Annotated in this window: 20 protein-coding genes and 2 pseudogenes; 15 read left to right on the forward strand and 7 right to left on the reverse strand. The window is 61.0% G+C overall.

Annotated features, from left to right (window positions below):
- From AC07PQ_RS00005 to AC07PQ_RS00015, 3 genes and pseudogenes are all read left to right on the forward strand, one after another.
- Window positions 1-313 (forward strand): N-acetylmuramidase domain-containing protein (locus AC07PQ_RS00005; RefSeq protein ID WP_493184845.1); only part of this gene is annotated, 313 nt, incomplete at its 5' end.
- Between the two features lie 319 nt (window positions 314-632).
- On the forward strand, window positions 633-4,529 hold the full coding sequence (locus AC07PQ_RS00010) for a hypothetical protein (protein ID WP_493184844.1): 3,897 nt from the start codon (window positions 633-635) through the stop codon (window positions 4,527-4,529).
- Window positions 4,530-4,634: 105 nt separating this feature from the next.
- Window positions 4,635-4,682: pseudogene (locus tag AC07PQ_RS00015) on the forward strand (hypothetical protein); the annotation flags it as partial.
- A 60-nt stretch (window positions 4,683-4,742) separates the two neighbouring features.
- Here AC07PQ_RS00015 and AC07PQ_RS00020 read toward each other — a convergent pair.
- Together AC07PQ_RS00020 and AC07PQ_RS00025 are read right to left on the reverse strand one after the other, a co-directional pair.
- Window positions 4,743-5,133 (reverse strand): annotated as a pseudogene (locus AC07PQ_RS00020) (IS5 family transposase); the annotation flags it as partial.
- A 509-nt stretch (window positions 5,134-5,642) separates the two neighbouring features.
- Entirely contained in the window at window positions 5,643-6,590 is a 948-nt protein-coding gene (locus tag AC07PQ_RS00025) for an ABC transporter substrate-binding protein (RefSeq protein ID WP_007929051.1), read from the reverse strand.
- 335 nt (window positions 6,591-6,925) lie between these two features.
- Here AC07PQ_RS00025 and AC07PQ_RS00030 point away from each other — a divergent pair, with 335 nt between their 5' ends.
- The 5 genes from AC07PQ_RS00030 (at window position 6,926) to AC07PQ_RS00050 (ending at window position 10,513) form a co-directional block, all read left to right on the forward strand.
- A complete protein-coding gene (locus AC07PQ_RS00030; RefSeq protein WP_493184843.1) occupies window positions 6,926-7,930 on the forward strand; it encodes an aliphatic sulfonate ABC transporter substrate-binding protein in 1,005 nt (334 codons plus the stop codon).
- Window positions 7,931-7,994: 64 nt separating this feature from the next.
- Complete coding sequence (locus AC07PQ_RS00035; protein ID WP_007929056.1) at window positions 7,995-8,843, forward strand: ABC transporter permease; 849 nt, start codon at window positions 7,995-7,997, stop codon at window positions 8,841-8,843.
- An 18-nt stretch (window positions 8,844-8,861) separates the two neighbouring features.
- Window positions 8,862-9,575 carry an ABC transporter ATP-binding protein gene (locus AC07PQ_RS00040; RefSeq protein ID WP_493184842.1) on the forward strand — a complete coding sequence of 238 codons (714 nt, stop codon included), beginning with the start codon at window positions 8,862-8,864 and terminating at the stop codon, window positions 9,573-9,575.
- 132 nt (window positions 9,576-9,707) lie between these two features.
- A complete protein-coding gene (locus tag AC07PQ_RS00045; RefSeq protein ID WP_007929067.1) occupies window positions 9,708-9,869 on the forward strand; it encodes a hypothetical protein in 162 nt (53 codons plus the stop codon).
- Between the two features lie 53 nt (window positions 9,870-9,922).
- The gene (locus AC07PQ_RS00050; RefSeq protein ID WP_371860905.1) at window positions 9,923-10,513 is read left to right on the forward strand and encodes a helix-turn-helix domain-containing protein; all 591 of its coding nucleotides are present in this window, start codon (window positions 9,923-9,925) and stop codon (window positions 10,511-10,513) included.
- Between the two features lie 138 nt (window positions 10,514-10,651).
- Here AC07PQ_RS00050 and AC07PQ_RS00055 read toward each other — a convergent pair whose 3' ends face one another.
- Both AC07PQ_RS00055 and AC07PQ_RS00060 read right to left on the reverse strand, forming a co-directional pair.
- Complete coding sequence (locus AC07PQ_RS00055) at window positions 10,652-11,647, reverse strand: NADP-dependent oxidoreductase (protein ID WP_007929072.1); 996 nt, start codon at window positions 11,645-11,647, stop codon at window positions 10,652-10,654.
- Entirely contained in the window at window positions 11,644-12,600 is a 957-nt protein-coding gene (locus AC07PQ_RS00060; RefSeq protein WP_493184841.1) for an SDR family NAD(P)-dependent oxidoreductase, read from the reverse strand. Before AC07PQ_RS00060 ends, AC07PQ_RS00055 begins: the two co-directional genes overlap by 4 nt.
- 123 nt (window positions 12,601-12,723) lie before the next feature.
- On the opposite strand from AC07PQ_RS00060, the gene AC07PQ_RS00065 reads away from it, so the two are divergent.
- Window positions 12,724-13,674: an AraC family transcriptional regulator gene (locus AC07PQ_RS00065; protein ID WP_493184840.1), complete on the forward strand. Its 951-nt coding sequence runs from the start codon at window positions 12,724-12,726 to the stop codon at window positions 13,672-13,674.
- A gap of 59 nt (window positions 13,675-13,733) precedes the next feature.
- Here AC07PQ_RS00065 and AC07PQ_RS00070 read toward each other — a convergent pair whose 3' ends face one another.
- Window positions 13,734-14,243 (reverse strand): hypothetical protein, encoded by a 510-nt coding sequence (locus tag AC07PQ_RS00070; protein ID WP_492571343.1) that lies wholly within the window; start codon window positions 14,241-14,243, stop codon window positions 13,734-13,736.
- Between the two features lie 380 nt (window positions 14,244-14,623).
- Entirely contained in the window at window positions 14,624-14,839 is a 216-nt protein-coding gene (locus tag AC07PQ_RS00075) for a TOBE domain-containing protein (RefSeq protein WP_009044054.1), read from the reverse strand.
- A 205-nt stretch (window positions 14,840-15,044) separates the two neighbouring features.
- On the opposite strand from AC07PQ_RS00075, the gene AC07PQ_RS00080 reads away from it, so the two are divergent.
- The 3 genes from AC07PQ_RS00080 (at window position 15,045) to pvrR (ending at window position 20,014) form a co-directional block, all read left to right on the forward strand.
- Window positions 15,045-15,866, forward strand: a complete 822-nt coding sequence (locus AC07PQ_RS00080) for an aldo/keto reductase (protein ID WP_007929086.1) — start codon at window positions 15,045-15,047, stop codon at window positions 15,864-15,866.
- 148 nt (window positions 15,867-16,014) lie between these two features.
- Window positions 16,015-18,837, forward strand: a complete 2,823-nt coding sequence (locus tag AC07PQ_RS00085) for a response regulator (protein WP_493184839.1) — start codon at window positions 16,015-16,017, stop codon at window positions 18,835-18,837.
- Between the two features lie 34 nt (window positions 18,838-18,871).
- Complete coding sequence (gene pvrR / locus AC07PQ_RS00090) at window positions 18,872-20,014, forward strand: response regulator cyclic di-GMP phosphodiesterase PvrR (RefSeq protein WP_495072383.1); 1,143 nt, start codon at window positions 18,872-18,874, stop codon at window positions 20,012-20,014.
- A 24-nt stretch (window positions 20,015-20,038) separates the two neighbouring features.
- Here the strand turns inward: pvrR and AC07PQ_RS00095 are convergent, their stop codons facing one another.
- Window positions 20,039-20,320 (reverse strand): hypothetical protein, encoded by a 282-nt coding sequence (locus AC07PQ_RS00095; protein WP_238543445.1) that lies wholly within the window; start codon window positions 20,318-20,320, stop codon window positions 20,039-20,041.
- On the opposite strand from AC07PQ_RS00095, the gene AC07PQ_RS00100 reads away from it, so the two are divergent.
- From AC07PQ_RS00100 to AC07PQ_RS00110, 3 genes are all read left to right on the forward strand, one after another.
- Window positions 20,300-23,338 carry a hybrid sensor histidine kinase/response regulator gene (locus AC07PQ_RS00100; RefSeq protein ID WP_493184837.1) on the forward strand — a complete coding sequence of 1,013 codons (3,039 nt, stop codon included), beginning with the start codon at window positions 20,300-20,302 and terminating at the stop codon, window positions 23,336-23,338. The two genes, AC07PQ_RS00095 and AC07PQ_RS00100, sit on opposite strands and share 21 nt — an antisense overlap.
- A gap of 74 nt (window positions 23,339-23,412) precedes the next feature.
- Complete coding sequence (locus AC07PQ_RS00105; protein ID WP_007929094.1) at window positions 23,413-24,060, forward strand: response regulator; 648 nt, start codon at window positions 23,413-23,415, stop codon at window positions 24,058-24,060.
- Between the two features lie 39 nt (window positions 24,061-24,099).
- Window positions 24,100-24,513, forward strand: a complete 414-nt coding sequence (locus tag AC07PQ_RS00110; RefSeq protein ID WP_493184836.1) for a TIGR03067 domain-containing protein — start codon at window positions 24,100-24,102, stop codon at window positions 24,511-24,513.
- Window positions 24,514-24,525: the final 12 nt, after the last annotated feature.

Below are 24,525 nucleotides of genomic sequence, written 5' to 3' on the forward strand. Positions count from 1 at the left end.
CGCGGGTTGCTCATGGCACCTCCTGATTGGCCTCAGTTTAAGGCAAAGAGGTGTCTACGAAACCCGGGGCGATTCAGGCTTCAACTATCCCACATGCGGCTTTTCGACAGTGCGCGACTTCGCCGAAGCACATCGTGCAGGAGCAGATGAACAGCTGGCGGCATTCGTGCAGTTCATCGATCGGCCTCCGTTCCGCGACGCGTTGAGGACGAAGGACTGGGCCGTTTTTGCAGCTGCCTACAACGGACCCGATTACGCAAAGAATCAATACGACATACGGCTGGCCACTGCTTATTCGCAGCACTGCAGATAAGTGGCCTCTGTGTACTGGGGCTCAGACGGCTGCACGCCCTCGCATTATTAGTGCATTGGACATGGGCTTCTTCATCGACCTCTGAACGGTGTTCGTCGAGGACCGCATCAATCATGCGGAAAGAGAGTTGTAACGAGTGGGCACGGTAAGTACACCCCAGAAGTAGGCGTACGGATCATGGTAGGCAGGCTCTGTGATTGAAGGTGATGTAACACTTTGATCTTTTCGCCTGCACGCTAGATTGCCGAAGCAACATTATGACGGCCACGGACGGGTGACGCAAAGTCCATTGGCTCTTGCGAAAACAAGGAGAAATATCATGGCATTTGGTATCACGGCGACAGTCACTGTGGCGGAAATGGTGGCCGCAGACCTGGGTTTCGTATTTATTGATGGTGGTGAAAGTGCGGCAGTGACAGCAGGGAAAATTAGTTTTGGCATCGTGAAATCCGAAGGCACGGATGCCGCTAAAACATGGGGTATTGGCCCAGCAATGGAGGGCCTAGAGTTGGCTAACGCGATAACGGATGCCCCGTCAGCCGTCAACTACAACAACGTGAGTTATGTTTTCACCCAGAGCGGGGGAATACTCCAGTATTCTACCTGCAGTGGGAGCGGCTGGTCCGCAAGCACGACGTTGGTTCAGTCTGGCCTCTGCCTCACCGATACACCAGAACCCACCAGATTCACCCCAGAGTTCGGGCCCTCCGCAGTCGTGTTCAACGATCTGTTGTATGTCTTCTACCAGGGCACGCCTCTCGGGAGCACCACCACCGGGCTCTATTACAGTGTGTTCAATGGAACAACCTGGTCTGACGCCATTCAGGTTGATAATGTGGGTATTTCCTGTTCGCCATGCGCCGTCGTGTTCAACTACCAGCTCTACGTGTTCCACCAGGGCGGGGGTAATAATGGACAACTGTGTTACAGCGTGTTCAATGGCGCCAGCTGGGCGGCCGACAAGCAGGTAGCGGGCGTTGGTATGTCTGTTTCGCCGGCCGCCGCGGTGTACAACGGCGAGCTGTATGTCCTGTACCAGGGCAGTGGTAACGATGGGCAACTGTGGTACAGCACGTATAACGGAAACTGGAGCAGCTCCAATAACACCGACAGCAGTGGGGGCATTAGTGCCGAGCCATGCGCCATCGTGTACGACGGTGAACTGCTTGTGCTCCATCAGGGCTCTGGAAACTCTCGGAATATCTATGTCAACGCTTTCAATGGCAGCAGTTGGGTCGGCGACACCCAAATGGCCCCGATAAGGATCTCAAACTCCCCCGCCCCCGTCATTTTCAACGATGAACTGTATTGCTTCTGGCAAGGCCCAGGATCAAATGGACAACTGCAATATAGTGGAAGTGATAGCAGCAACTGGATGCCAACTACGACGCTGAGTGGCGCCCAAATGTCGTGCAGCCCGAGCGCCACGGAATTCAACAATCAGCTGTATTGCATGTATCAGGGCTCGTGGCAAAGCGGCTACCTTTACCAAAGTGTTGGCACTGTCCAATCGACCTGGTCTTCGCCAAGCACCGCAAGCCCGATTAGCCTGTCCGCGTCACCTTCTGTGGTCGCCGTCTCCGACACGCTGCTTTACTCCTTCTTCCAGCAGGAGGGGCAGCTCTGCTATACCACCTGTACCAGCACCAATGCGTGGACATCGCCCTACCTTGTCGGGTGGTCGTCATCGGCCACCCAGCTCAACACCATCGGCCTCATGTACACCCCCTCGACCGTCATGTTCACACCGAGCGGGGCCACCTCGGCCCAGCTCTACATCTTTTACCAGACCGCCGATAACACCGTCTCCGGACAGCTTTGGTATGTGATCTTCGATACCGCCACGGGAACCTGTTCGCCCCCGATTCAGGTAGCCAACGTTAGCCTGTCGTACTCACCTTCGGCAGTTGTTTTCAATAAGCAGCTCTACGTCTTTTACCAAGGCGGCGCGGGTGGGCAGGGCAATAGCGGGCTGTACTATGACTGTCTGTCGACTGCAGGAGCCTGGTCCGGCAGCCAACAAGTCCCCGGCGTTGGAATTGCATACTCGCCGGCGCCTGTCGTCTACAACAATCAGCTCTACGTCTTCCACCAGGGCGAAGGAGGCGGACAACCCGACAATGACCTTTTCTACGACTGCCTGTCGAGCGCTGGCACTTGGTCTGGCGACACCCAGGTTTCTTGGGTCAACCTCTCGTACTCACCATCGGCCGTCTTCTGCGGCAATCAGATCCTTGTCTGCTACCAAGGCGAAGCAAATGGTCAACCCGATGGCTGCACTTACATCGCATCGTTGACAAGCTCCGGGGGTACCTCGCTTGAGGGCTACGTCGATATAGTACCTGCGACCCCCCCGGTCATGAATGGGCCAGGGACGGCAGCCGCGCCCATTACCTATGCACCCGCGGTCGCTGTGTGCAACGACAATCTCTATATCCTGCACCAAGGGGGCGGTGCTAGTGGCCAGCTCTGGTTCAACGTGATGAACAGCACCAGCTGGAGCGGTGCTACCCAAGTGAATCCGCAGGTACTGTCGGCATCGCCGTGTGCGGTGAACTTCGGCAATGTGATCTACAGCTTCTACAATCAAGGTGGTCAACTGTGGTGTAACGGCAACGCCGGTGGGGCGGCCACCTGGTTGCCTGAAACCCAGATCCCCGGTGTCATGCTCTCCGGGACACCGTCCGCGGTCGTGTTCAATAACGAGATCTACGTTTTCTACCAGGGGGCCAGCAATAACGGGCAGCTCTGCTACGTGACCTACAATCCGAGCACGAGCAGTTGGGCCTCGCCAGTCTGGATAAACTCTGCGGGCGAAGTACTGATGGAAAACTCGCCGTCCGCGGTGGTTTTCAACAATGTACTGTACGTCTTCTATCAGGGTGTTGGCGTAAGTTGGTGCTACAACACCTGCAGTGACGGGTCGACGTGGGGCGGGCAGGTCCAACCGTCCATTGGTGGAGGGGAGGCTTCACCGTCTGCCGTCGTGTACAACAATCAGCTCTATCTCTTCTACCAGGGCGGAGATGACTGGGGGGTGTATTACAATATATTCGATGGGAGCAGTTGGACTCCTGACGCCCCTATACCAGACTATCCCGTCATCTCCGCTTCGCCGTCAGCCGCGGTCTATGCAGGTGAGCTTTATGTCTTTTACCAGACCTCGGCTAATAGTGGCGGGCTCGACTACTCCGTGCTTAACGGAAGTACTTGGAGCTCAACCCTTGAGGTGATGCCCACTGGCTCCATGTCCGGATCGCCGGCGGCGGTCCTACTCAACAACTACGCCCTTTGGGTCTTGTATGAGGGCCCTGGCAATAACGGCGAGCTGTGCTACGTAGCCTACAACGGCCAACTCAGCTGGAGCACGCAACACCAGGTGGTCCCCGCCGTCTCCTCAACCTATTACTCCGGTCAGAATGCCATTCTGTCGTGGTGTCCGAATCTGTTGGTCTCGGACAACCTCCTCTATGTATTCATGCCCGCATCGAAAGAGGCAGATGTCCCCTACTACCTGTGGTCTGCCGACGGAAGCAGTTGGAGCACCCTGTACAAGGTCCCCGGTACGGGCATTTGGGATTCCCCATCGGCCGTCGTGTTTAATAACACGATCTACCTCTTCCACACGGGCACCAGTGGCACCTCATCCGGCACTGACAGTCAGCTTTGGTGCAACAGCGCGCCCTGCAACCCTGCCGGCCCACTGACCTGGTCCGGCGACAAGCAACTTGTGAACGGGGCCACAGGGCAAGCTATGGGGCTGATGGCTAACCAGTCACCTTCTGCGGTGGTGTTTAACAACAACATCTATTGCTTCTTCGCGTCACCGAACAATACGCTCAGCTATGTCATATTTAATGGCAGCAGCTACAGCCCAGGCATTAATTATATTATTCCCAGTTCGGGCTCAAACGAGATAGCGAGTTCGAGTCCGGCGGCGATCGTTTACAACAACCAGCTTTACGTCTTCTTCCAGGGCGTTGGTCGTAATAGCCAGCCGGATGGGCAACTTCTGTACGTTACCTCCTCTAACGGATCTAGCTGGTCTGGTGTCCAACAAGCTGGGTACCTGCAAGCGGCGACCGGACTCTCCGTTTGGAATATCCTGTCGACTCAGGTTCAGTCCTTGATCCCTCCAGTGATGACGAACCTCAAGGGCCAAGGCCCCGTTGATGACAAGGATATTTTTGGACCAAACCTGTTTCCAGCGCCTTGATGAAACAGAACTCCTCGATAGATAGAGAATGCATCTATCGAGGCGTTTTTCATGACCGACAAACGCAGAACATTCAACGACAGCTTCAAGCTGGAAGTCATGAGGATGATCAAGGACAAGGGCCTGGGCGTTTCACAGGTTTGTCGTGATCTTGATATTGGTGATACGGCCGTTCGGTGCTGGGGACAACAGTACAAAGCCGAGCAGTTAGGGCTCCTTCAGCCATCCGAACATACGCTCGATAATATTGCGCCGCCGGTATTTGGGCCGATCAAACAACCTGGGCAAACCCGGTCGAGGCTTTCGCTTCATGCTTCGCAACGGGATCACTGGCTGCATCCGATAACGATCGCAGTAACGGCGCAAGGCCAATGCGTCATAACCCTTGTCAGCCAGCAGCCATCGACAGCGTGCAGGGACGGCCGCGCAGGCTTGAAATGCAAGCCTCATCCAGCAGCGGCTGGGCATACGCGATATCGCTGACCTGCCCGCCTGAAAGTAGGAAGTGCAAAGGCACGCCATTGGCATCGCACAGCATGTGAATCTTGGTCATCAGGCCGCCCCGACTGCGTCCGAGCGCGTGGTCTTGCGGCTCTTCAGGCCCTCTTTATATCTTCTATCAAGGCGGCAGCAATGACGGTGCGCTTTGGTATGTAACCTCGACTAATCCGTCCAACTCACAAAGTTGGTCTTCACCCATCAAAACTCCTGGAGTGAGCATTGCTCAATCGCCATCCGTGGCAACTGTTGGTAACCAGATTTACGTTTCGTACCAAGGTGCCGGCACCAACTCCGGGCAGTTCTATTATATAACTTCGTCCGATGGACACACCTGGAGCGCTCCAACGCAAGTCACAAGCCCGAACCCTCAGTTTTCTGGCAGCCCTGTAGCGGCGATTGCATTGATACCAGATGCTTTGGCCGTGCCCTTCCTGCAGTAAGGGAAGCTCCGAGAAGGTCAACCCGGCCATATCCTGTCTAGGGAAACTCCGAATAGGCCGGCTACGGGTATCCGATTGACGACCTCATCGCTTTATAGGTTGCTCTTGGACGTGTGTCACCAGAAACCAGGGGCTTTCCCTGGTTTCTGCGTTTTACAGACGAACTTCGCCTTCACTGGCTCAGCGCCTGGGTAAAGGAGCGGTCGACCACCGTGGCAGTGGCCAGCGGCGCCGGCAGCGCCTTGACCTTGAACAGGAAGTCCGCGGTGCTTTGCAGGTCGGCGGCGGCCTGCGGGTCCACCGGGCCGACGCTCATGTGCGCCTGGCGCAACCAATGGCGCGAGACGTTCGGGTCGAGGTTGGCCTTTTTCGCCCACAGGTCGGCGTACTGGTCGGTGTGGCTGTCGACCCAGGCACGGGCCAGCTTCAGGCGGCCGAGGAAGTCGGCGATGGCTTCACGCTTGCTGTCGATGGCCGGGGTCGAGGCGGCGATGGCGCTGAGACCGGGCATCAGGTTCTTCGCGGTGAGGATCGGCCGCGCGCCGGAGAACAGGATCTGCTGCGAGATATAGGGTTCCCACACCGGGAAGGCGTCGATGCTGCCCTGGGGCAAGGCCGCGGCAGCGTCGATCGGCATCAGCTTGATGAACTCGACATGGTCCTCCGGCAGGCCAGCCTGCTCCAGGGCGCGCAGGGTCAGTTGCTGGCTCCAGGCGCCGGGCCAGTAGGCGACCTTCTTGCCCTTGAGGTCGGCGATGGTCTGCACCGGCGAGTCCTTGGGCACCAGCAAGGCGATGGTGTCCGGGTTCTGCCGCGAGACGCCGATCAGCTTCACCGGCGCCTGTTTCGCGGCGAGGAACAGAAAGCCCGAATCGCCGAGAAAGCCCAGGTCCAGGGCGCCTGTGTTCAGCGCTTCTGCCAGGGGCGCAGCGGCCTGGAAGTGTTTCCAGTCGACCTGGTAGGGCGCGCCTTCGAGCACTCCCGAGGCCTCCACCGAGGCTCGCACGTTGTAGTAGTTCTGGTCGCCGACATGCAGCACCAGCGGCTCGGCGGCCTGGGCCAGGGGCGCCGCGAACAGGGTGCTGAAGAGCAGACGGCGCAAGCGTCGGGAGAGCGTCATGGGAAATTCCTGGATGATTGGAAAAGCGGATTTTCTAGAACATAACGCTCTTAGAATCCGATTTTGAAATTCTGTTAATGCATAAGCTCATAGCCGCTCTGGCATCCGCAACCGGGGCTGTTGGCGGAGAAACAGCGCGGCAACAGACTGTCGGCCAGGCAACATCGCCAGAGGCTTTTTTCCTGTTGGAACACCTTGCAACCGCCCTTCCCCAGCTATGGCATAGAGCCTGCAATATTCCTTTCCGACAGGATTTATTCCTGCCTTCCGCGACTTTTGAAATAAGGAGCGGAAATAACAACATTGCCCTCTCGCCGCCTTGTCCGGAGCCATCCATGAAACCCGTCTTGCGCTTCCCCCTGGCCCGCGCCAGATACCTGTTCAGCGCCTGCGCCCTTGCACTGTTCCTGAGTTCGAGCCTGCAACCCCTGGCCCAGGCCGCGGAAAACCCGCCGGCCGAAGTGCACCTGGACTACGCCTATTACTCGCCGGTCAGCCTGGTGCTCAAGCACTTCGGCTTTCTCGAAAAGGCCCTGCCCCAGACCAAGGTCGGCTGGGTCCTCAGCCAGGGCAGCAACCGCTCCCTGGAATACCTCAACAGCGGCGGCGTCGACTTCGCCTCCTCCGCCAGCCTGGCGGCGGTGCTGAGCCGGGCCAACGGCAGCCCGATCAAGTCGGTGTATGTCTACAGCCGCGCCGAGTGGACCGCCCTGGTGGTGCGCAAGGATTCGCCGTACCAGACCGTCGCCGACCTCAAGGGCAAGAAGATCGCCGCCACCAAGGGCACCGATCCCTACCTGTTCACCCTGCGCAGCCTGCAACAGGCCGGGCTGAAAAAAGACGATGTGGAACTGGTGCACCTGCAGCACCCGGACGGTCGCACCGCCCTGGAGAAAGGCGACGTCGACGCCTGGGCCGGCCTCGATCCGCATATGGCGGCCAGCGAAGTACAGGCCGGGTCGCGCCTGCTGTACCGCAACACTGCTTTCAACAGCTACGGCGTGCTCAGCGTCACCGAGCAGTACGCCAAGGAGCATCCGCAGACCATCGCCAGCGTGCTCGCCGCCTATGAGCAAGCCCGCGAATGGTCGGTCAAGCACCCGGACGAGCTGGCCAAACTGCTGGCCGACGAATCCGGCCTGCCGCTGGAAGTGGCCCGGCTGCAACTGTCGCGCACCGACCTCGGCAACCCGCGGTTGAGCGCCGAGGATGTGCTGGCCTCCAAGGCCGCCGCGCCGATCCTGGTGTCCGAGGAACTGGTACGCCGCGGGGTCAACGTGGACCAGGTGATCGACCAACTGCTCGACACCGACGTCAAGCAGGCCGTGGCCCGTCAATAACCCACCGCCCAGGCGACGACCGAGTCCGCGCCTGGCGCGGATTCGGTGTTGCTGGAGAATCGCCATGAGCAGCGACAGCAACGACCTCTCGACCCGCCTGGCCCTGTCCGCGCCGGGCAAGCTCCCAGGCTTCAACCCCGCCCGCTGGCGCCTGCGCCTCAAGGGCCTGGCCCTGCCGGTAGTGATCATCCTGCTGCTGGAGTTCGTGGTGCGCATCGGCTGGCTGCCGTCGTACCAGATGCCGGCCCCCAGCGAGATCGCCCTGACCCTCGGCGACCTGGCCGAAAGCGCGCTGTGGAAACACATTGGCGCCAGCCTGCTGCGGGTGCTGCTGGGCTTTGCCATCGGCGCCGGCCTGGCGCTGGTCTTCGCCGCCTGGGTCGGCCTGAGCCGGGAGGCCGAAGCCTACCTGGAGCCGACCTTCGCCGGCCTGCGTTCGATCCCCAGCCTGGCCTGGGTGCCGTTGCTCCTGCTGTGGCTGGGCATCGACGAAACTTCGAAGGTGGTGCTGATCGCCATCGGCGCCTTCTTCCCGGTGTACCTCAATGGCGTGGCGGCGATTCGCGATATCGACCGCAAGCTGGTGGAGGTCGGCCACATGTACGGTTTCGGCCGGCGCCGGCTAGTGCGGCGGATTCTCCTGCCGGCCGCCCTGCCCGGTCTGTTCACCGGCCTGCGCAGCGGCATGAGCCTGGCCTGGATGTTCCTGGTGGCCGCCGAACTGATCGCCGCCACCAAGGGCCTGGGTTATCTGCTCAGCGACGGCCGGGAAACCTCGCGGCCGGACATCGTGCTGGCGGCGATCATCGTCCTCGCCGTGCTGGGCAAGCTCAGCGACGGCCTCCTCGCCGGCCTGGAAAAACGCTGCCTGGCCTGGCGCGACACCTTCAATGGCCAAGGCGGCAACGACTAACGCACAGAGGATCGAGCCATGACCCAAGCCCTGCTGTACATCCACGTGGAGCGCAAGACCTTCGCCGCCACCACCGTCCTCGACGATATCCACCTGCAACTGCAGCCGCGGGAAACCGTGAGCCTGCTGGGCCCCAGCGGCTGCGGCAAAAGCACCCTGCTGCGCATCGTCGCCGGCCTGGAGAAGGACTTTCAGGGGCAACTGCTGAGCCACACCGAACGCCTGGCCTTTGTCTTCCAGGAACCGCGGCTGATGCCCTGGCTGACGGTGGAACAGAACATCGGCTTTGGCGACGACGAGCATTACGACCGGGCCTGGGTCGCGCAACTGATCGACGAAGTCGGCCTCGCGGATTTTGCCCAGGCCCTGCCCAAGGCGCTGTCCGGCGGCATGGCGCAGCGGGTGGCGATCGCCCGCGGCCTGTACTCGCGGCCGCAGGTGCTGTTGCTCGACGAGCCCTTCAGCGCAGTGGACGCCTTTACCCGGATGAAACTGCAGGACCTGCTGCTGCAACTGGCCGAGCGTCACGCCATCGCCCTGCTGCTGGTGACCCACGATGTCGACGAGGCGCTGTACCTGAGCGACCGGGTGCTGGTGATGGACAACCGCCCCAGCCGTATTCGCCAGGAACTGGCGGTGCAACTGAGCCACCCGCGGGACCGCCGCGACCCGCTGCTGGCACGCCTCAAGGCGTTGGCCCTGACCGAATTGCACAAGGCCCATGTGATTTGAGCGGGCTTTGCCACGGCCCGGCACTTAAGAACACAAAGGAATTAATAAATAAATAATCAGTATTTATGGTTATAAAAATAACCACGTACTCTCACCTCATCCCGCCCATTGGTCACGACAGTGAAGTGCCTTATGAAACCGACCGACAACGTTATCGACTTCGCCCAGTTCCGCAAACGCAAGCAGGCCCAGCAACTGGCCCGGGCCATGTGGGAGATGTACGCGCGCAATGCCGGTTACCAGGCGTTCCAGTGGGTTCAGGCGGCCCGGCCGACCAGGACCTACCACGCGTGAGCGCCCAGGAACCCTCGCGCTTTCTGGCGAGCGCCGACGAACCCGACCTTGATTTGACCCCTCTGGAAACTCAGGAAGAAGACCCCATCAGCGAACGGGTCGCGCAGAACCTGCAACGCCTGCGCAGCAAGCGTCATCTGTCCCTGGATGCCCTGGCCCGCCAGTGCGGGGTCAGCCGGGCGATGCTGGCGCAGATCGAGTCCGGGCGCAGCGTGCCGTCGATCAAGGTGCTGTGCAAGATCGCCAAGGGCCTGAAGGTGTCGGTCGCGGCCTTTCTCGAACACCGCGCCTTCGAAGGCGTGGCGGTGCTGCCGTCGAGCCGGAGCAAACGCCTGGTCAGCGCCAACGGCGCCTTTGTCAGCCGCGCCCTGTTCCCCTTCGACGTGGCGCGCCAGTCGGAATTCTACGAACTGCGCCTGAGCCCGCTCGGCGAAGACCAGTCCGAAGGACACGGGCCGGGGGTCCAGGAAAACCTGGTGGTGTCCCAGGGCGTACTGGAAATCAGCGTCAACCAAGAACGCTACCTGCTCTCCACCGGCGACTCGATCCTGTTCTACGCCGACCAGCCGCACCGCTACCGCAACCCCGCCGACAGCGAAGCGGTGGCCTACCTGGTGGTGACCTACCCGGAACGCCTGGACTGAATCCGTGCGCGCGTCATGCCAGGCGTGAAGGCGAATACGGATTGAACGGCCGGGGAAACGGCCAAACGGCAGTGTGCCGGCCTTGCGGGTTCCATTCGAGACAGGCGATGTCGAGCTTCGATGTCGTGACAACGGATTTCATAGGACTTTCACCATTCGCTTACCGACGTTCTCTCCCCCCAGCAAACCGATCAACCCAGCCGGCAAACTGTCCAGCCCCTCAAGCACATCCTCGCGCACCCGCAACTGGCCGGATTCGACCCAGCCTTTGAGTTCGAGCATCGCCTGCTCGCGGTTCTCCAGGAAGTCCGCCAGCAGGAAGCCGCGCAATGTCAGGCTCTTGATAATGACCATCCCCGGCACCGCGAGCGATCCGGAGCCCGCTACACCGCCGTCGTATTGTGAAACGGCGCCACAACAGACGACTCGCCCATGGTTCGCCATATTCGACAGGCAGGCATCCAGTATGCGGCCCCCGGTATTGTCGAAATAGACATCGATCCCGTCCGGGCATGCCGCGCGCAGATCGTCGAGCAGGTTGCCCGCCTTGTAGTCGAGCGCCGCATCGAACCCCAGTTCACCGGTGAGCACGCCGCACTTGGCGGCGCCACCCGCAATGCCGACCGTACGGCAGCCCTTGAGCCTGGCGATCTGCCCGGCGATCGAGCCAACCGCCCCCGCCGCCGCGGAAACCACCACGGTGTCACCGGCCTTGGGCCGGCCGCATTCGAGCAGGCCGAAATAGGCCGTCAGGCCCGGCACGCCATAGATGCTGAGCAGATACGTCAGTGGTTCGATCCGCGGCAACCTGACCAGACCGTTGGCAGCAACCGCGGCGAAGGCCTGCCAGCCCGTCTCGGCAAACACCAGGTCGCCGATCACCAGGTGCGATGAGCGTGATTCGATCACCTCTGCCAGCGCCATGCCGGCCATGACCTCGCCGGCCTCAAGGCCTGCCCGATAGGTAGCGCCCTGCATCCAGGCCCTGCTGGCGGCATCCAGCGATACGTACAGGGTGCGAACCAGCACCTGGCCCTCGGCCGGTACTGGACGCGCGGCTTCCTCGATACGGAAGTGTTCAGGCCCCAGCTTGCCCTGGGGAAGCGCAGCCAGGATGACTTGACGATTGCTCATGAGAAGGCATCCACCCGGGTCAGTTCGGCCGACAGGCGCCAAAGACGTTCGGCCTGTTCCGGATCGACGGCATGGGGCCTTACGCCAACGAACGACGCCGGCTCGCTCTCGTCGAGCATGGCCACCTCGCAGTCTTCGCAATACAACCCACCCAGGCCATCCAGCTTCGGCGATGTCGCGGCCCAGACCTGGGTGGCGGCGCCTTGCCGAGTGCTCTTGAAGGCCGGGTTCGCCGGATTGCCCTCGGCGTCTATCCAGCCCAGGGCGACCATTTCTTCCTTGGGCAGGTAACGCTGCAGAGGCGTGGCGATCATGCCGGGGTGCAGGGAGAACGCCCGCACGCCCTGCTCGCGCCCCAACCGGTCCAGGTGCACGGCGAACAGCGCGTTGGCGGTTTTCGACTGGCCGTAGGCAAGCCACTTGTCGTAGCCCCGATCGAACTGCGGGTCATCCCAGCGAATGGCGGATGAGTGATGGCCCGCGGAGGACACCATCACCACCCTGGCCCCGCCTTGCAACGCCGGCCAGAGCCGGTTGACCAGCGCATGGTGGCCCAGGTGATTGGTCGCGAACTGCGCCTCCCAACCGGGTCCCACTCGGGTTTCAGGGCAAGCCATGATGCCGGCGTTGCCCATCAATATGTCCAGGTGCGTGCCGCTCGCCAGAAACGCCTCCGAGAAATGCTTGATGCTCGCCAGGTCGGCCAGGTCCAGCCCATGCACCTCGACATTGGCGAGACCTGCAACCCGGGCCTGGGCCGCCTGGCGATCGCGGGCCACCACTATGACCCGTGCCCCGGCGCCGGCCAGCGCCCGAGTGGTTTCCAGGCCCAGGCCGGAATGCCCTCCCGTTACCAGGGCCGTGGTTCGGGAAAGATCGAGACCTTCGAGTACCTCGGATGCCGTCGAAGCTGCGCTGAAACCGGAATGAACAGGCGTCTGTCTATGGGTCATTGCAATGTCCTTTACGAATGGAAACCAAGCTGCCAATTTGAAGCGCTTTCATTCTGCGAGCCCGAAGCTGGAGCGTGAATGCAATGGCGTCCTACTTTCTATCGAGAGCGTCCGGTTTGACACATGGATCCCCTATCAGAAGTCCTCACCCAGCTCAGTAGCCAGCATTCCTTTTTCGGTGGTTTGAAAGCCGGCGGCGACTGGGCCGTGCGCTTCCCGGCGCCGGAAGGCATCAAGTTCAACGTGCTTGTGCGGGGGGCTTGCTGGCTGGCCGTGGAAGGAGAAGCAGAGCCGATATGGCTGCAAGCTGGCGACTGTTTCCTGCTATCCCGTGGGCGCCCCCTCTTGATTGGCAGCGATCTTTCGCTGCCAGCGATCGCGGCCGAGGCGATCTATCCTCACGCCGTCAACGGCGTGGCGCACTGCGGCAGTGATGAAGATTGCTTTCTGGTCGGCGGGCGTTTCGCCTTTGGCGACGAAGCCGAGCTTCTGTTCGACAGCCTGCCACCGGTCGCGGTGATCAAGAACGAGTCGGACCAGGCATCCGTATTGCGCTGGGCCTTGCAGCGGCTGGCGCACGAACTCTCCACCCCATCCCCGGGCGGCGCCCTGATGGTCCAGCACCTGGGCCACATCATGCTGGTACAGGTACTGCGCATTTACCTGGAGCAGGAAGGAGGCAATACCCCGGGTTGGCTCTCGGCGCTGTCCGAACCGCGTATCGGTGCCGCCGTCCAGGCCATTCACTCCAGCCCTGCCCAACGCTGGACGGTCGAGGCCCTGGCCCAAGTGGCCGGTGTCTCGCGCTCGACACTGGCGCTGCGTTTCAAACAGGCCGCCGGCTTTTCGCCCCTGGAATACGTGTTGCGTTGGCGCATGCAACTGGCGACCCGGTCCTTGCGCAACACCCACCTGACGATTTCCTCGATCGCCCAGGCCCTGGGCTACGAGTCCGACAGCGCGTTCAGCAATGCCTTCAAGCGCATCATCAAATGCTCGCCACGGGAGTACCGGGAACGAGCAAGGGCCGTCGCCCAACCCCAGGGGGAATCCGAAGTTCGAGTGGGTGCCTGAAATAAAAAAAACCCGGCGGGATCGTCCCGGCCGGGCTTGTTGGGTGCCGCTGCGAGGAATCAGCAGGTGCAGCACATCATCGGCATGCCGTTGCAGCTCATCATCATCGGCATGCCGCAGTCGTTCATCATCTTCATCATCAGGGCGCAGCAGCTTTTCATCATGTCCATGTTCATGCCGGCCATTGGCATGATCTTGCACATCATGCAGTCGGCTTCGACTGTGCACTCCATCACGCACTTCATCGACGGCATCGGCATGCCCATCATCGGCATTGGCATCATGGCGCCCATCATCGGCATGGCCATGCTCGCCCGGGACATGCACATCATGCTCATGTTGGCGCAGTGCATCATCATCGGCATGCCGCAGTTCATCATCATCTGCATCATTTGCGCACTGTTCTTGAACATGGCCATGTCCATGCCCGCGGCCGGCATCATCTTGCACAGCATGCCGTCGTCCATCATTTCGCAGCTCATGGTCGCCATCATCATCGGCATGCCCATCATCGGCATCATCGGCATGTTGGCGTTCATCGGCATTTGCATCTGCATGGCATTCATCATGGTGAAACTCCCTAAGCGATTCGATAGTTGGACGAAGCAGATGGGGCGGATTCTAGGGAGTGGCGAACGCCGCACAAGATGCCGATCGAACAGCAATCGCGGCTGCCGGGACAGCTTCAGCGCAGCCGCTCGTGCGGGATTTTCCGCTTCAGCAGCCGGATGGATTTCATGGCGGACGGGAGCAGGACAACAGCGTGTTTTCCGCTGCGATGGATATGCGCGAATCAGCGCATCCCATAACCCAAAGAAATAATCATTCTAAAGAGGCCCGACTTTTCTCGGGAAAAGGCCCCTTGCCAGCCTCGCCGGTGCCCTGTGGCAGGATTCGGCGAGGGTCGCTAGCGCGGTGCGGGGCATGACGCGGGCTCGGACCGCGGGTCTCAAAGCTTGGCGATCGACACCTCGGTGGATTTGACGAAGGCGATGACCTCGCTGCCGACCTTCAACTCCAGGTCGCGCACCGAGCGCGTGGTGATCACCGAGGTGACGATGCCCGAGGCGGTCTGCACATCGATCTCCGAGACCACCTGGCCTTCATGGATCTCCTTGATGATGCCCTTGAACTGGTTGCGAACATTGATTGCCTTGATGGTCATGATGGGCCTTCCTGTCTGGGGTGGGCACTGGCGCATCGCCGTGCAGGCCTCTAAGGTGCCCTGTGTTTTTTCATATTAAAAGGAATAAATAGTAGTTATTTTATTCCTTAAATGAATATAAAAATTTTCCCCCGTCCCCTTCGTTACCTTGACCGAGCACCGCGCCTTTGCTTCTCTGGATCCCTAACCCTTTCAGGAGATTGTCATGCGAACACTCGAGCTGGCGGGCGTGCCCGTCCCGGTGATTGGCCAGGGTACCTGGCGCATGGGCGAGGAGCGCCACCAGCGCAACGCCGAGATTGCCGCGCTGCAGGCCGGTATCGAACGGGGCATGAGCCTGATCGACACCGCCGAGATGTACGCCGAGGGCGGCGCGGAGGAAGTGGTTGGTGCCGCCATCACCGGCCAGCGCGACCGGGTGTTCCTGGTCAGCAAGGTGTACCCACACAACGCCAGCCGCAAAGGCATTCCGCAAGCCTGCGAGCGCAGCCTGCGGCGCCTGGGTACCGACTACATCGACCTGTACCTGCTGCACTGGCGTGGGCAGTACCCGCTCGAGGAAACGGTGGAAGCCTTCGAGCGCCTGCGCGAAGACGGCAAGATCGGCCGCTGGGGCGTTTCCAATTTCGACCTCGATGACCTCGAGGAACTGACGAGCCCGGCCTGCGCCACCAACCAGGTGCTGTACAACATCGAGGAACGCGGCATCGAATTCGACCTGCTGCCCGCCGCGCGACAACAGCGTTTGCCGCTCATGGCTTACTGCCCTATCGCCCAGGCCGGCAAGCTGCTGCGCCACCCTACGCTGCAGCAGGTCGCCGACCGCCATGGCGTGACCACGGCCCAGGTCTTGCTGGCCTGGGTCCTGCGCCAGGACGGCGTGATCGCCATTCCCAAGGCGGTACACCCCGAGCATGTCCGGCTGAATGCCGAGGCGGCCGGGTTGCGCTTGCACGACGAAGACCTGGCGGCCATCGACCAGGCCTTCCCCGCGCCACTGCGCAAGCAGCGACTGGCGATGGTCTGAGCCGGCTATCGCGAGCTGCGCCACCCCGAAAAACCTGGCACCCATGCCAGGTTTTTTTCGTCGTGGACCAGGCTGGAAGCGGCGAAATACCAGCGACTTTAAGGATCGTCCTATCCCGGATTTTTGAGGGTTTATTTAGAGTGGGTCAATGAGATTAAAGACCTACCTTCATCAGATCAGTCCCCTATTTTCCAGTCCTGAAGCCGCCAGCAGGTTGCTGCGTCTTTTCGCACTCATTCTTTTGGTCGGCATCCTCGGCGCCGTCTACAACTTCCTCAATTCCACCCTCAGCAACGATATTTCCCGGCGCCGCGGCTACATGAGCAGCGCCATCGCCGAAGCCCAGACCTTCTTCACCAGCCGCGAGGCCTTGCTGGAAAGCCTCAGCCTGTCCGCGGTACGCCGATCCAGGCAGGTCCAGGGGTATCCGCCTTCCAGCGAAGAACTGCACCTGCAACTGGGCGACATCGATGATCCGTGGAGCATCTGGCTGAGCCAGCGCATGCGCGAATACTTCAAGGCCAAGCAGGTCAACCTGCTCTATGTAAGCCCTGGCCCCGAGGCCCGGGTCATGCGCCTCTACAGCAGCAACCCGACCTCCCCCAACCTGCCCAGGACCATCCTCTCGAAGCTTGAGGTCCTGAACCATGGGGAGCATCCGGACACCAACGAGCTGTGGCTGACCGACCCGTCCACGCAGACTTCGCAGCTGTACATTTTCACCCGGCTTGACGAGCGCACCAATGACTCCGGCTGGCTGGGCCTGGAAATGGATGGGCGGGAAGTGCTCAAGGCCCTCAGCGACCAGAGCGCCGGCGAGTTCATGATGTTCAACTCCGAAGGCGCGCTGCTGTTCACCAACACCCCGGCCGGGCGCCTGGGGCAGGCCCTGCAGCAACTGCAAGGCAGCAACTTCTTCGGTTTTGTCGGCAGTGGCTGGTGGCCCGATCACCTGGTGATCCGCAAGCAACTGATGACCTCCGACTGGCAACTGGTCTACTCCTTCAGCCTACAGTCCCTGCTGATCGCGCTCTGGCCGCAGCTGGCCGGCGCCCTGGCGTTCTGCCTGTTCAGCATCAGCCTGATCTGCCTGCTGACCCGCCGCATCGAGCACCGCTTCATCACCCCTGCGCTGAGCCGTATCCAGGCGCTGGTCGAGAGCGAGCTGTTCAGCCGCGACGTGATCCAGACCGCGCCCGTGGCCTTGTGCGTGCTGCGGCGTACCGATGGCCGAGTGGTCCTGGAAAACACCCTGGCGCAGCAGTGGCTGGGCGATGGCGTCGAACGGGAAATACTCTGCGCCGGCTGGATCCAGCAAGCCTTCAAGAGCCACGAACCGAACCGCTTCGACTACTTCGAGACCACTGACGGGCGCCATCTTTACCTGAGTTCCGCACCCACCCGCTACAAGGGTGAGGACGTGTTGTTCTGCGCCTTCAGCGACATCAGCGCGCGCAAGCAGGTGGAAGCCGCGCTGGAAGAAGCCCGGCAGATGGCCGATGCCGCCAACGAAGCCAAGACCCTGTTCCTCGCCACCATGAGCCATGAAATACGCACCCCGCTGTATGGCGTGCTGGGCACCCTGGAGCTGCTCGCGCGCACTCAACTCGATACCCAGCAGCGCGATTACCTGCGCGCCATCGAGTGTTCTTCCTCGACCCTGTTGCAGTTGATCTGCGATGTGCTGGACGTGTCCAAGATCGAGGCCGGGCAACTGGCCCTGGAACTCAATGAGTTCTCACCACTGGACCTGGTCCACGAGCTGATCCAGGGCTATTCCGCGGCGGCGTCGAACAAGGGCCTGCTGCTGTATTCCTGCGTGGACCCGCAAATCCCCGAGCGACTGATCGGCGACGTCACCCGGATCCGGCAGATCCTCAGCAACCTGCTCAACAACGCGGTGAAGTTCACCGACCTGGGGCGCATCGTGCTGCGGGTCAACCTGCTGAGCCGCGATGGCGAGCGCTCCAACATCCTGTGGCAGGTCTCCGACACCGGCAAAGGCATTGCCCAGGATCATCAGCCGTTGATCTTCGAACCCTTCTATCAAACCGGCGGCAACGCCAACGTGGTGGCGGGCACCGGCCTGGGCCTGCCTATCTGTCAGCGTCTCACGCAATTGATGAACGGCAGCCTGCGCATGGTCAGCGAACTGGGGCTGGGCAGCAGCTTCTCCCTCACCCTGCCCCTGGAAGCGGCGATCGATGGGCCGGTCACCCTGCCCGCCACGCAGCTGCTGCCGGAAACCATCTATGTGATGTCCAGCGTCCGCGAGCTGGCGGAATCCATCGGCGGCTGGCTGCGCCAATGGGGCGCGCGGGTGCAACTCTGCCATCCCTCGAAGATCGCCCCGACCAGCGATTGCCTGCTGGTCGAGGTTCACCCCGGCGAACTGGAACAACGCCTGCAGCCCGACTGGCCAGGTCCGCTGATCCTCGCCACCGGGACCGGCAATAACCAACCGCAGGTTCGTGCCGGATGCTGGCACGTGAACCTGAACCACCTGCGTTCCATTCATCAGGCGGTCAGCCAGGCCCAGGGGCTGTGGGTGGCCAAGGCCGAGAATCACAACGAACACTGGACGTTGAAGCAACTGAACCTGAACGTGCTGGTGGCCGAAGACAACGTCATCAACCAGCTGATCCTCAGGGATCAGCTGGAAGAGCTGGGCTGCAGTGTGGAGCTTGCGTCAAACGGCGAGGAAGCCCTGTCGATGTGGAACCCCGAGCGGTTCGATCTGGTCCTCACCGACGTCAACATGCCCATGATGAATGGCTATGAACTGGCCAAGGAGCTGCGACGCCGTGGCTGTACGGTCCCGATCATCGGTGCCACGGCCAACGCGATGCGTGGAGAAGAAGAGCAATGTCTGGCGGCCGGAATGAACCATTGCCTGGTCAAACCTTTTGCATTACGCGCCCTGTTCAATTACCTAGCGCCCTATGAAAGAGCGAAGAATGAAGCCCTGTAGCATATTGATCGTTGAAGACCATCCCTTCCAGCACATGTACCTGCAGCATCTGTTCGGTGAGCTGGGCCCCTACTACCTGGAAGGCGCACGGGATGGCGAAGAGGCGCTGGAACGCTTGAAATGGCGCAAGTTCGACCTGGTGCTCACCGACCTGTTGATGCCGGGAATGGATGGCGTGCAGTTCATCCAGGGACTGGCGGCCCTGCACTCCAAGCCGGCGCTGGCGATCATGAGCTCGGCTTCGCGGCGCATGCTGATGAGTGCCAGCCTGGTTGCCAAGAACCTCGGGGTGAAAGTCATCGGCCTGATTTCGAAACCGGTGAACCTTGCCGCCTTGCAGACCCTGACCACGCAATTGAGCATTTCGCAGCCGAGCTCGCCGCGCCCCTTGCCCGCCTCCATGCTCAGTAGGAGCGCGCTGCTCCAGGCCATCGAGCAAGAGCAGTTCGAAGCCTGGTTCCAACCCAAGAAATCACTGTTCAACGGCCGCATCGTCGCCGCCGAAGCCCTGGTCCGCTGGATGCATCCGACACAGGGCATGCTGCTCCCCGACACCTTCCTGCCCGCCCTCAAGTCCTTCGATCTCGAGGAGGACCTGCTGTGGCTGGTCCTGCGCCAGGCGATCCAGGCCCAGGCTCGCTGGCGCCAGCAGGACTACGACATTCCGGTGTCGATCAATCTGCCGACCCATCTGCTCAACAGCCACGACCTGGCGGACCGCCTGTTCGACTTTGTCATGGAACACCAGGGAGTGCCGGGGCAGATCTGTTTCGAACTCATGGAATGTTCGGTGCCCCAGGACATCAGTAACTTCTATGCCGGTGCCTGCCGCTTGCGCATCAAGGGCTTCGGCCTGTCCCAGGACGACTTCGGCAAGGGCTACAGCTCGTACATGAACCTGGTTTCCACCCCGTTCACCGAACTGAAGATCGATCGCGCCCTGGTCCAGGGATGCCACGCCAGCGAAGAACTGACCAAGGCCCTGACCAGCATCATTGCCCTGGGTCGCCAGCTGGGCCTGACCGTGGTGGCCGAAGGCGTGGAAAGCGCCGAGGAGCTGGCGTTGCTGCGCAAGATCGACTGTAGCCAGGTGCAGGGTTTCCTGATCTCTCGCGCAGTCCCCTCCGAGCAGTTTCAACAGTTGCTGGTGAACGACGGTCCAGCCGCCAGTTATTGAACCGAGGACATCCACCCTTCAGGATTACATGCCCCACATCACTGACAAGTCGTTGTTTAAAGGTAAAATCCTCAAGGCTTCGACTTTTTCATGCTTTTTTGGATACCAGTGATGAACCACCAGGACACGCTCATCGAGAATCTGAAACGATACTCGACTCGCCTGAACAAGGGATTGTTGATTTTTCTCGGCTTGACCCTGTTGTTGATCGCCATCAGTTACTGGTCGTCGCACAAACTGCTCGAAGAACAACACGGCAGGTTCAAAGCGCATTTTGCGCGGATGATGGAAGACATCCGCGAACATGAAGACTTCCTCCGGGGCGTGGCCGTACAAAGTAGCAAGATCCCCCTTCACGCCAACGATTCGGTTTCATACCTGAAAAGCGCCTTGCCCGAAGAGGGGCCGCACAACTACCTGGGCCAGGAGTTTGCCTTTTCCACGCCCTTCAGCCTCTCTGTCGATCACCAGAGCGTCGAGCCTGACACCTTGGCCAGGCTGGCCGACCTGGGAGAGCACCTGACCGACTATTACAACGCCTTCTGGTCCACTTCCCATTACCAGTCACCGCCGTTTTTCCTGTTCGATGCCAAGGGCAACTTCAATATCGGCATTCCGGCCGCCGGGCATTCACGCGACCCGCTCTGGAAAAACGACACCCCCAACAAGACCCTCGTCCTGCAAACGCTCAAGCGTCTGCTGGCGAAAGATTCGGCACGGGCCGATGGCGCGGTCGATTGGGAGCCCCTCGTCCCCCATCAGACCAATGAGGCCCCCGTCCGGCTGCTGGCTTATGTCAGCACCCATCTCGGGCCGCAATGGTCACGAGTCCAGGACAGCGGCAACCAGATCGGCGTCGCGTCGCTGTTCAGCATGGATCTGGTCAATGACATCAAGCGACTCATGCCGTGGTCGACCTATGACCATGTCGCCCTGGTCGCCCCCTCCGGAAAGGTGCTCAGCGGTTCGCTGCAACCGGGCGTCGTGCTGCATGACGGGCTGAACATCACCGGCGACGGTATGGTCTTCAAAGTCTCGAGCCATTCCGCCGAGCCCTGGACCGCTCTCTATACCATCGGTTTCAAGAGCTACTTCAACTACACCCTGTGGCCCTTGCCGGTCTTGCTGGCCCTGCTGATCGGCGGCATTGGCTGTGGCTGGCTGGTCAGTCGCCGGTATCAGTCACGTATCGTCAGACCGGTCTACGAGGCTTACCAACGCACCGCCGAGAGCGAGGCCTTCAGCCGGGCCGTGATCGATTGCGCGCCCACTGGCCTGTGCGTGGTGCGTCGCTCGGACTTCAAGGTCCTGCTGGAAAACCGCAAAGCCCAGCAATGGCAAGGCAGCACAAAACTGCGGATGGCCCTGGAGAGCCGGCAGGACCTGTGCGTCGCCGGTGAAACCCGGCTGGACATCGACGGTACTCACCTGCAGGTAGGGTTCGTGCCCACCCGCTATCAGGGAGAGGATGCCTTGCTCTGTGCCTTCCACGACGTGACCAGCCACATCGAGGGCGCGGCCATGCTGGAGCAGGCGCGACGCTCCGCCGATGCGGCGAGCGAAGCCAAGACGCTGTTCCTCGCCACCATGAGCCACGAAATACGCACCCCGCTCTATGGCGTACTGGGCACCCTGGAACTGCTCGGGCTGACGCGCCTGGATGCCCGCCAGCGCGAACACCTGCAAACCATCCAGCGCTCGTCCAGCACCCTGTTCCAATTGATCAGCGACGTCCTGGACATTTCCAAGATCGAATCCGGGCAGATGGCGATCGAGTCCCAGGCGTTCTGCCCGCTGCAGATGATCGAGGACACGCTGCACGCCTACAGCGTCTTCGCCGAAAACAAAGGCCTGCTGCTGTACGCCTGTATCGATGCGGCGTTGCCCGACCAGTTGCTGGGCGACCCGGTACGGATCCGGCAGATCCTCAGCAACCTGCTCAGCAACGCCATCAAGTTCACCGACACCGGGCGCGTGGTATTGCGCGTCAAGCTCCTGCACTGCGTGGATGGCCAGGCCAGCCTGGAGTGGCAGGTCACCGACTCCGGCATTGGCATTTCACCGGCGCAACAGGAACGCCTGTTCGACACCTTCTACCAGGTACGCGACGCCTCCAGCGAGGCCGGAGCCGGACTCGGCCTGGCGATATGCCGCTGGTTGACGGAAATGATGAACGGCCAGATACGCGTGGTCAGCGAGCCCGGCCTGGGCAGCAGCTTCTCGCTCCAGCTGGGGCTGAAGGTCATGCCCGGCGCGCTGGAAGGTTGCGCGGACATCCTGCCGAGCACCCAGGCGGTGTATGTGCGGGCTCCCGCCGTGGAGCTGGCGCAGAGCACCTGTGACTGGCTGAATCGCCTCGGCGTGGTCGCCAAGCCATTGCCGGCCTTTGTCGAAGAGTCGCGCCAGGCCAACCTGCTGATCGATGTCCTGCCCTCCGACAGCCTGCCGGCCTGGGCCGGACCACGGGTCCTGTGCGTCGCCGGCGAACACCCGGCACCACCACCGCGAGGTTGCACCGTGGATGCCCATGATGTGCGGGCCATCGCCAGAGCCGTGTCCCTGACCCTGCACGGGAAAACCATCGCGCCCGCCGCTCCCGAATGCGACCTGAGCAACAGGCTCGGCCTGCATATCCTGGTGGCCGAGGACAACGCGATCAATCAGGCGATTATCAAGGAGCAACTCGAAGCCCTGGGCTGTACGGTGACGGCCGCCTCCAATGGCGAAGAAGCCTTGCAGCTCTGGCAGCCGCAGGTGTTCGACCTGGTGCTGACCGATGTGAACATGCCGCTGCTCAACGGCTATGAACTGACCCGCGCCCTGCGTGAGCGTGACCGGGAGACTCCAATCGTCGGGGTCACGGCCAATGCCATGCGCGAAGAAGGCGCCCGCTGCATGGCTGTCGGCATGAATGCCTGGCTGGTCAAACCCTTGAGCCTGCAGACTCTGCACCACTACCTGTCGAATCTCTGCGCGAATGCGCCTGCCCAGGAACCGCAACCGATGATCGATGCAACGCCTTCCCCCACGACCGGCGACACAATGATCGAGCTGTCCCCAAAAATGCGTGAGCTGTTCATTACCACCATGCGCCAGGATGTCCAGAGCGTGACCGACGCCCTCGACGCCCAGGATGCCAAGCGGCTCGCCGAACGGCTGCACAGCGCCGCCGGGGCGCTGGGTGCCGTGCAGCTGAGCGGGCTGGCGAAAAACTGCGCCGAACTGGAGTCCCGGATACTGCAAAGCGCGATCACCTCTTCCGTGACCCTTGAGGTGAAAAGCCTGATACAAAGCTTGACGGATATTCTTAATGCACTTGAATGAGACGCGACAAGATTTGATGAGCGCAATCCTTTACTCTTTCTCCTTACCAACCGGCGTATTACGAGTGGCTAGTCATGGAAAAATTTAAAGTAGTCATCGCCGACGATCATCCGATTGTTCTGCTCGGCGTTCGCGAGTTGATGGAACGGGAAAGCAACTTTGAAATAGTCGGTGAAGCCATCAGCTCACAGGGCTTGATCGAGATCCTCGAACAACAGCCGGTCGATATCGTCATTACCGACTACAACATGCCCGGGGACTCTCCCTACGGCGACGGCCTCAAGCTGGTCGAGTACCTGAAGCGCCACTTCCCGCGCCTGCAGATCCTGATCCTGACCATGATCTCCAACCAGTTGATCCTCACGCGCCTGCATGAACTGGGGGTGGTCGGGGTGATCCAGAAAAGCCAGCTGCACAATGAAATCCAGGTGGCGCTCAAGACCATTGTCGAAAGAGGCTCTTATCAGAGTCTGGAACCTGCGCCGAGCTCGGTCATCGAATCCAACGCCAGTATCGACGACCGGATCTCCATGCTCTCGCCCAAGGAGTTTGAAATCCTGCGGCTGTTCGTTTCCGGCAAGAGCGTCAGTGACATTGCCCGCAGCCAGAACCGCAGTTCGAAGACCATCAGCGCGCAGAAAATCTCCGCCATGCGCAAGCTGGAAGTCGAGAGCGACCAGGACCTGCTGACGTACTGCATCGGGCGCAACATCTTCAATTGACCCCCTCTTATCCAGCGAAGACAGAAGGCTCGAACGACGATGACCTGCGGCGACCAGTTCGACCTGCAACAGCTTCAAGGTGCCTGGGAACAGGTGGAATACGAGGACAACGGGGTCAGCAACCCGCCTGACGAACATGGCGCCCCAGGAGCTCTTACCCTGATCCAGGGGCAAGGGTTCCGCGTCGTGACGCTCGAAGGCGAGCTGTTGCTCGCGGGCAGTTTTACCCTCGATACCCGGACCACGCCGAAATCCATTACCTGGGTCGACTCCATGGGCGCCGACACCGGCAAGCACTTGCCTGCCAGCTATCGACTGGACGGCGATGACTTCGTCTTCATCGCCGCGGACGAGGGCCGCCCCAGGCCCACCGAGTTCCGCACCGGGCCAGGTGAAACCCTGCGCCGGTTCATCCGCGTTTCACAGGATGGAACAGGCCTCGGCAGCCGCTGAGGTTCGCTCGTT

The organism is Pseudomonas sp. GW821-FHT09E12 (genome assembly GCF_059416085.1).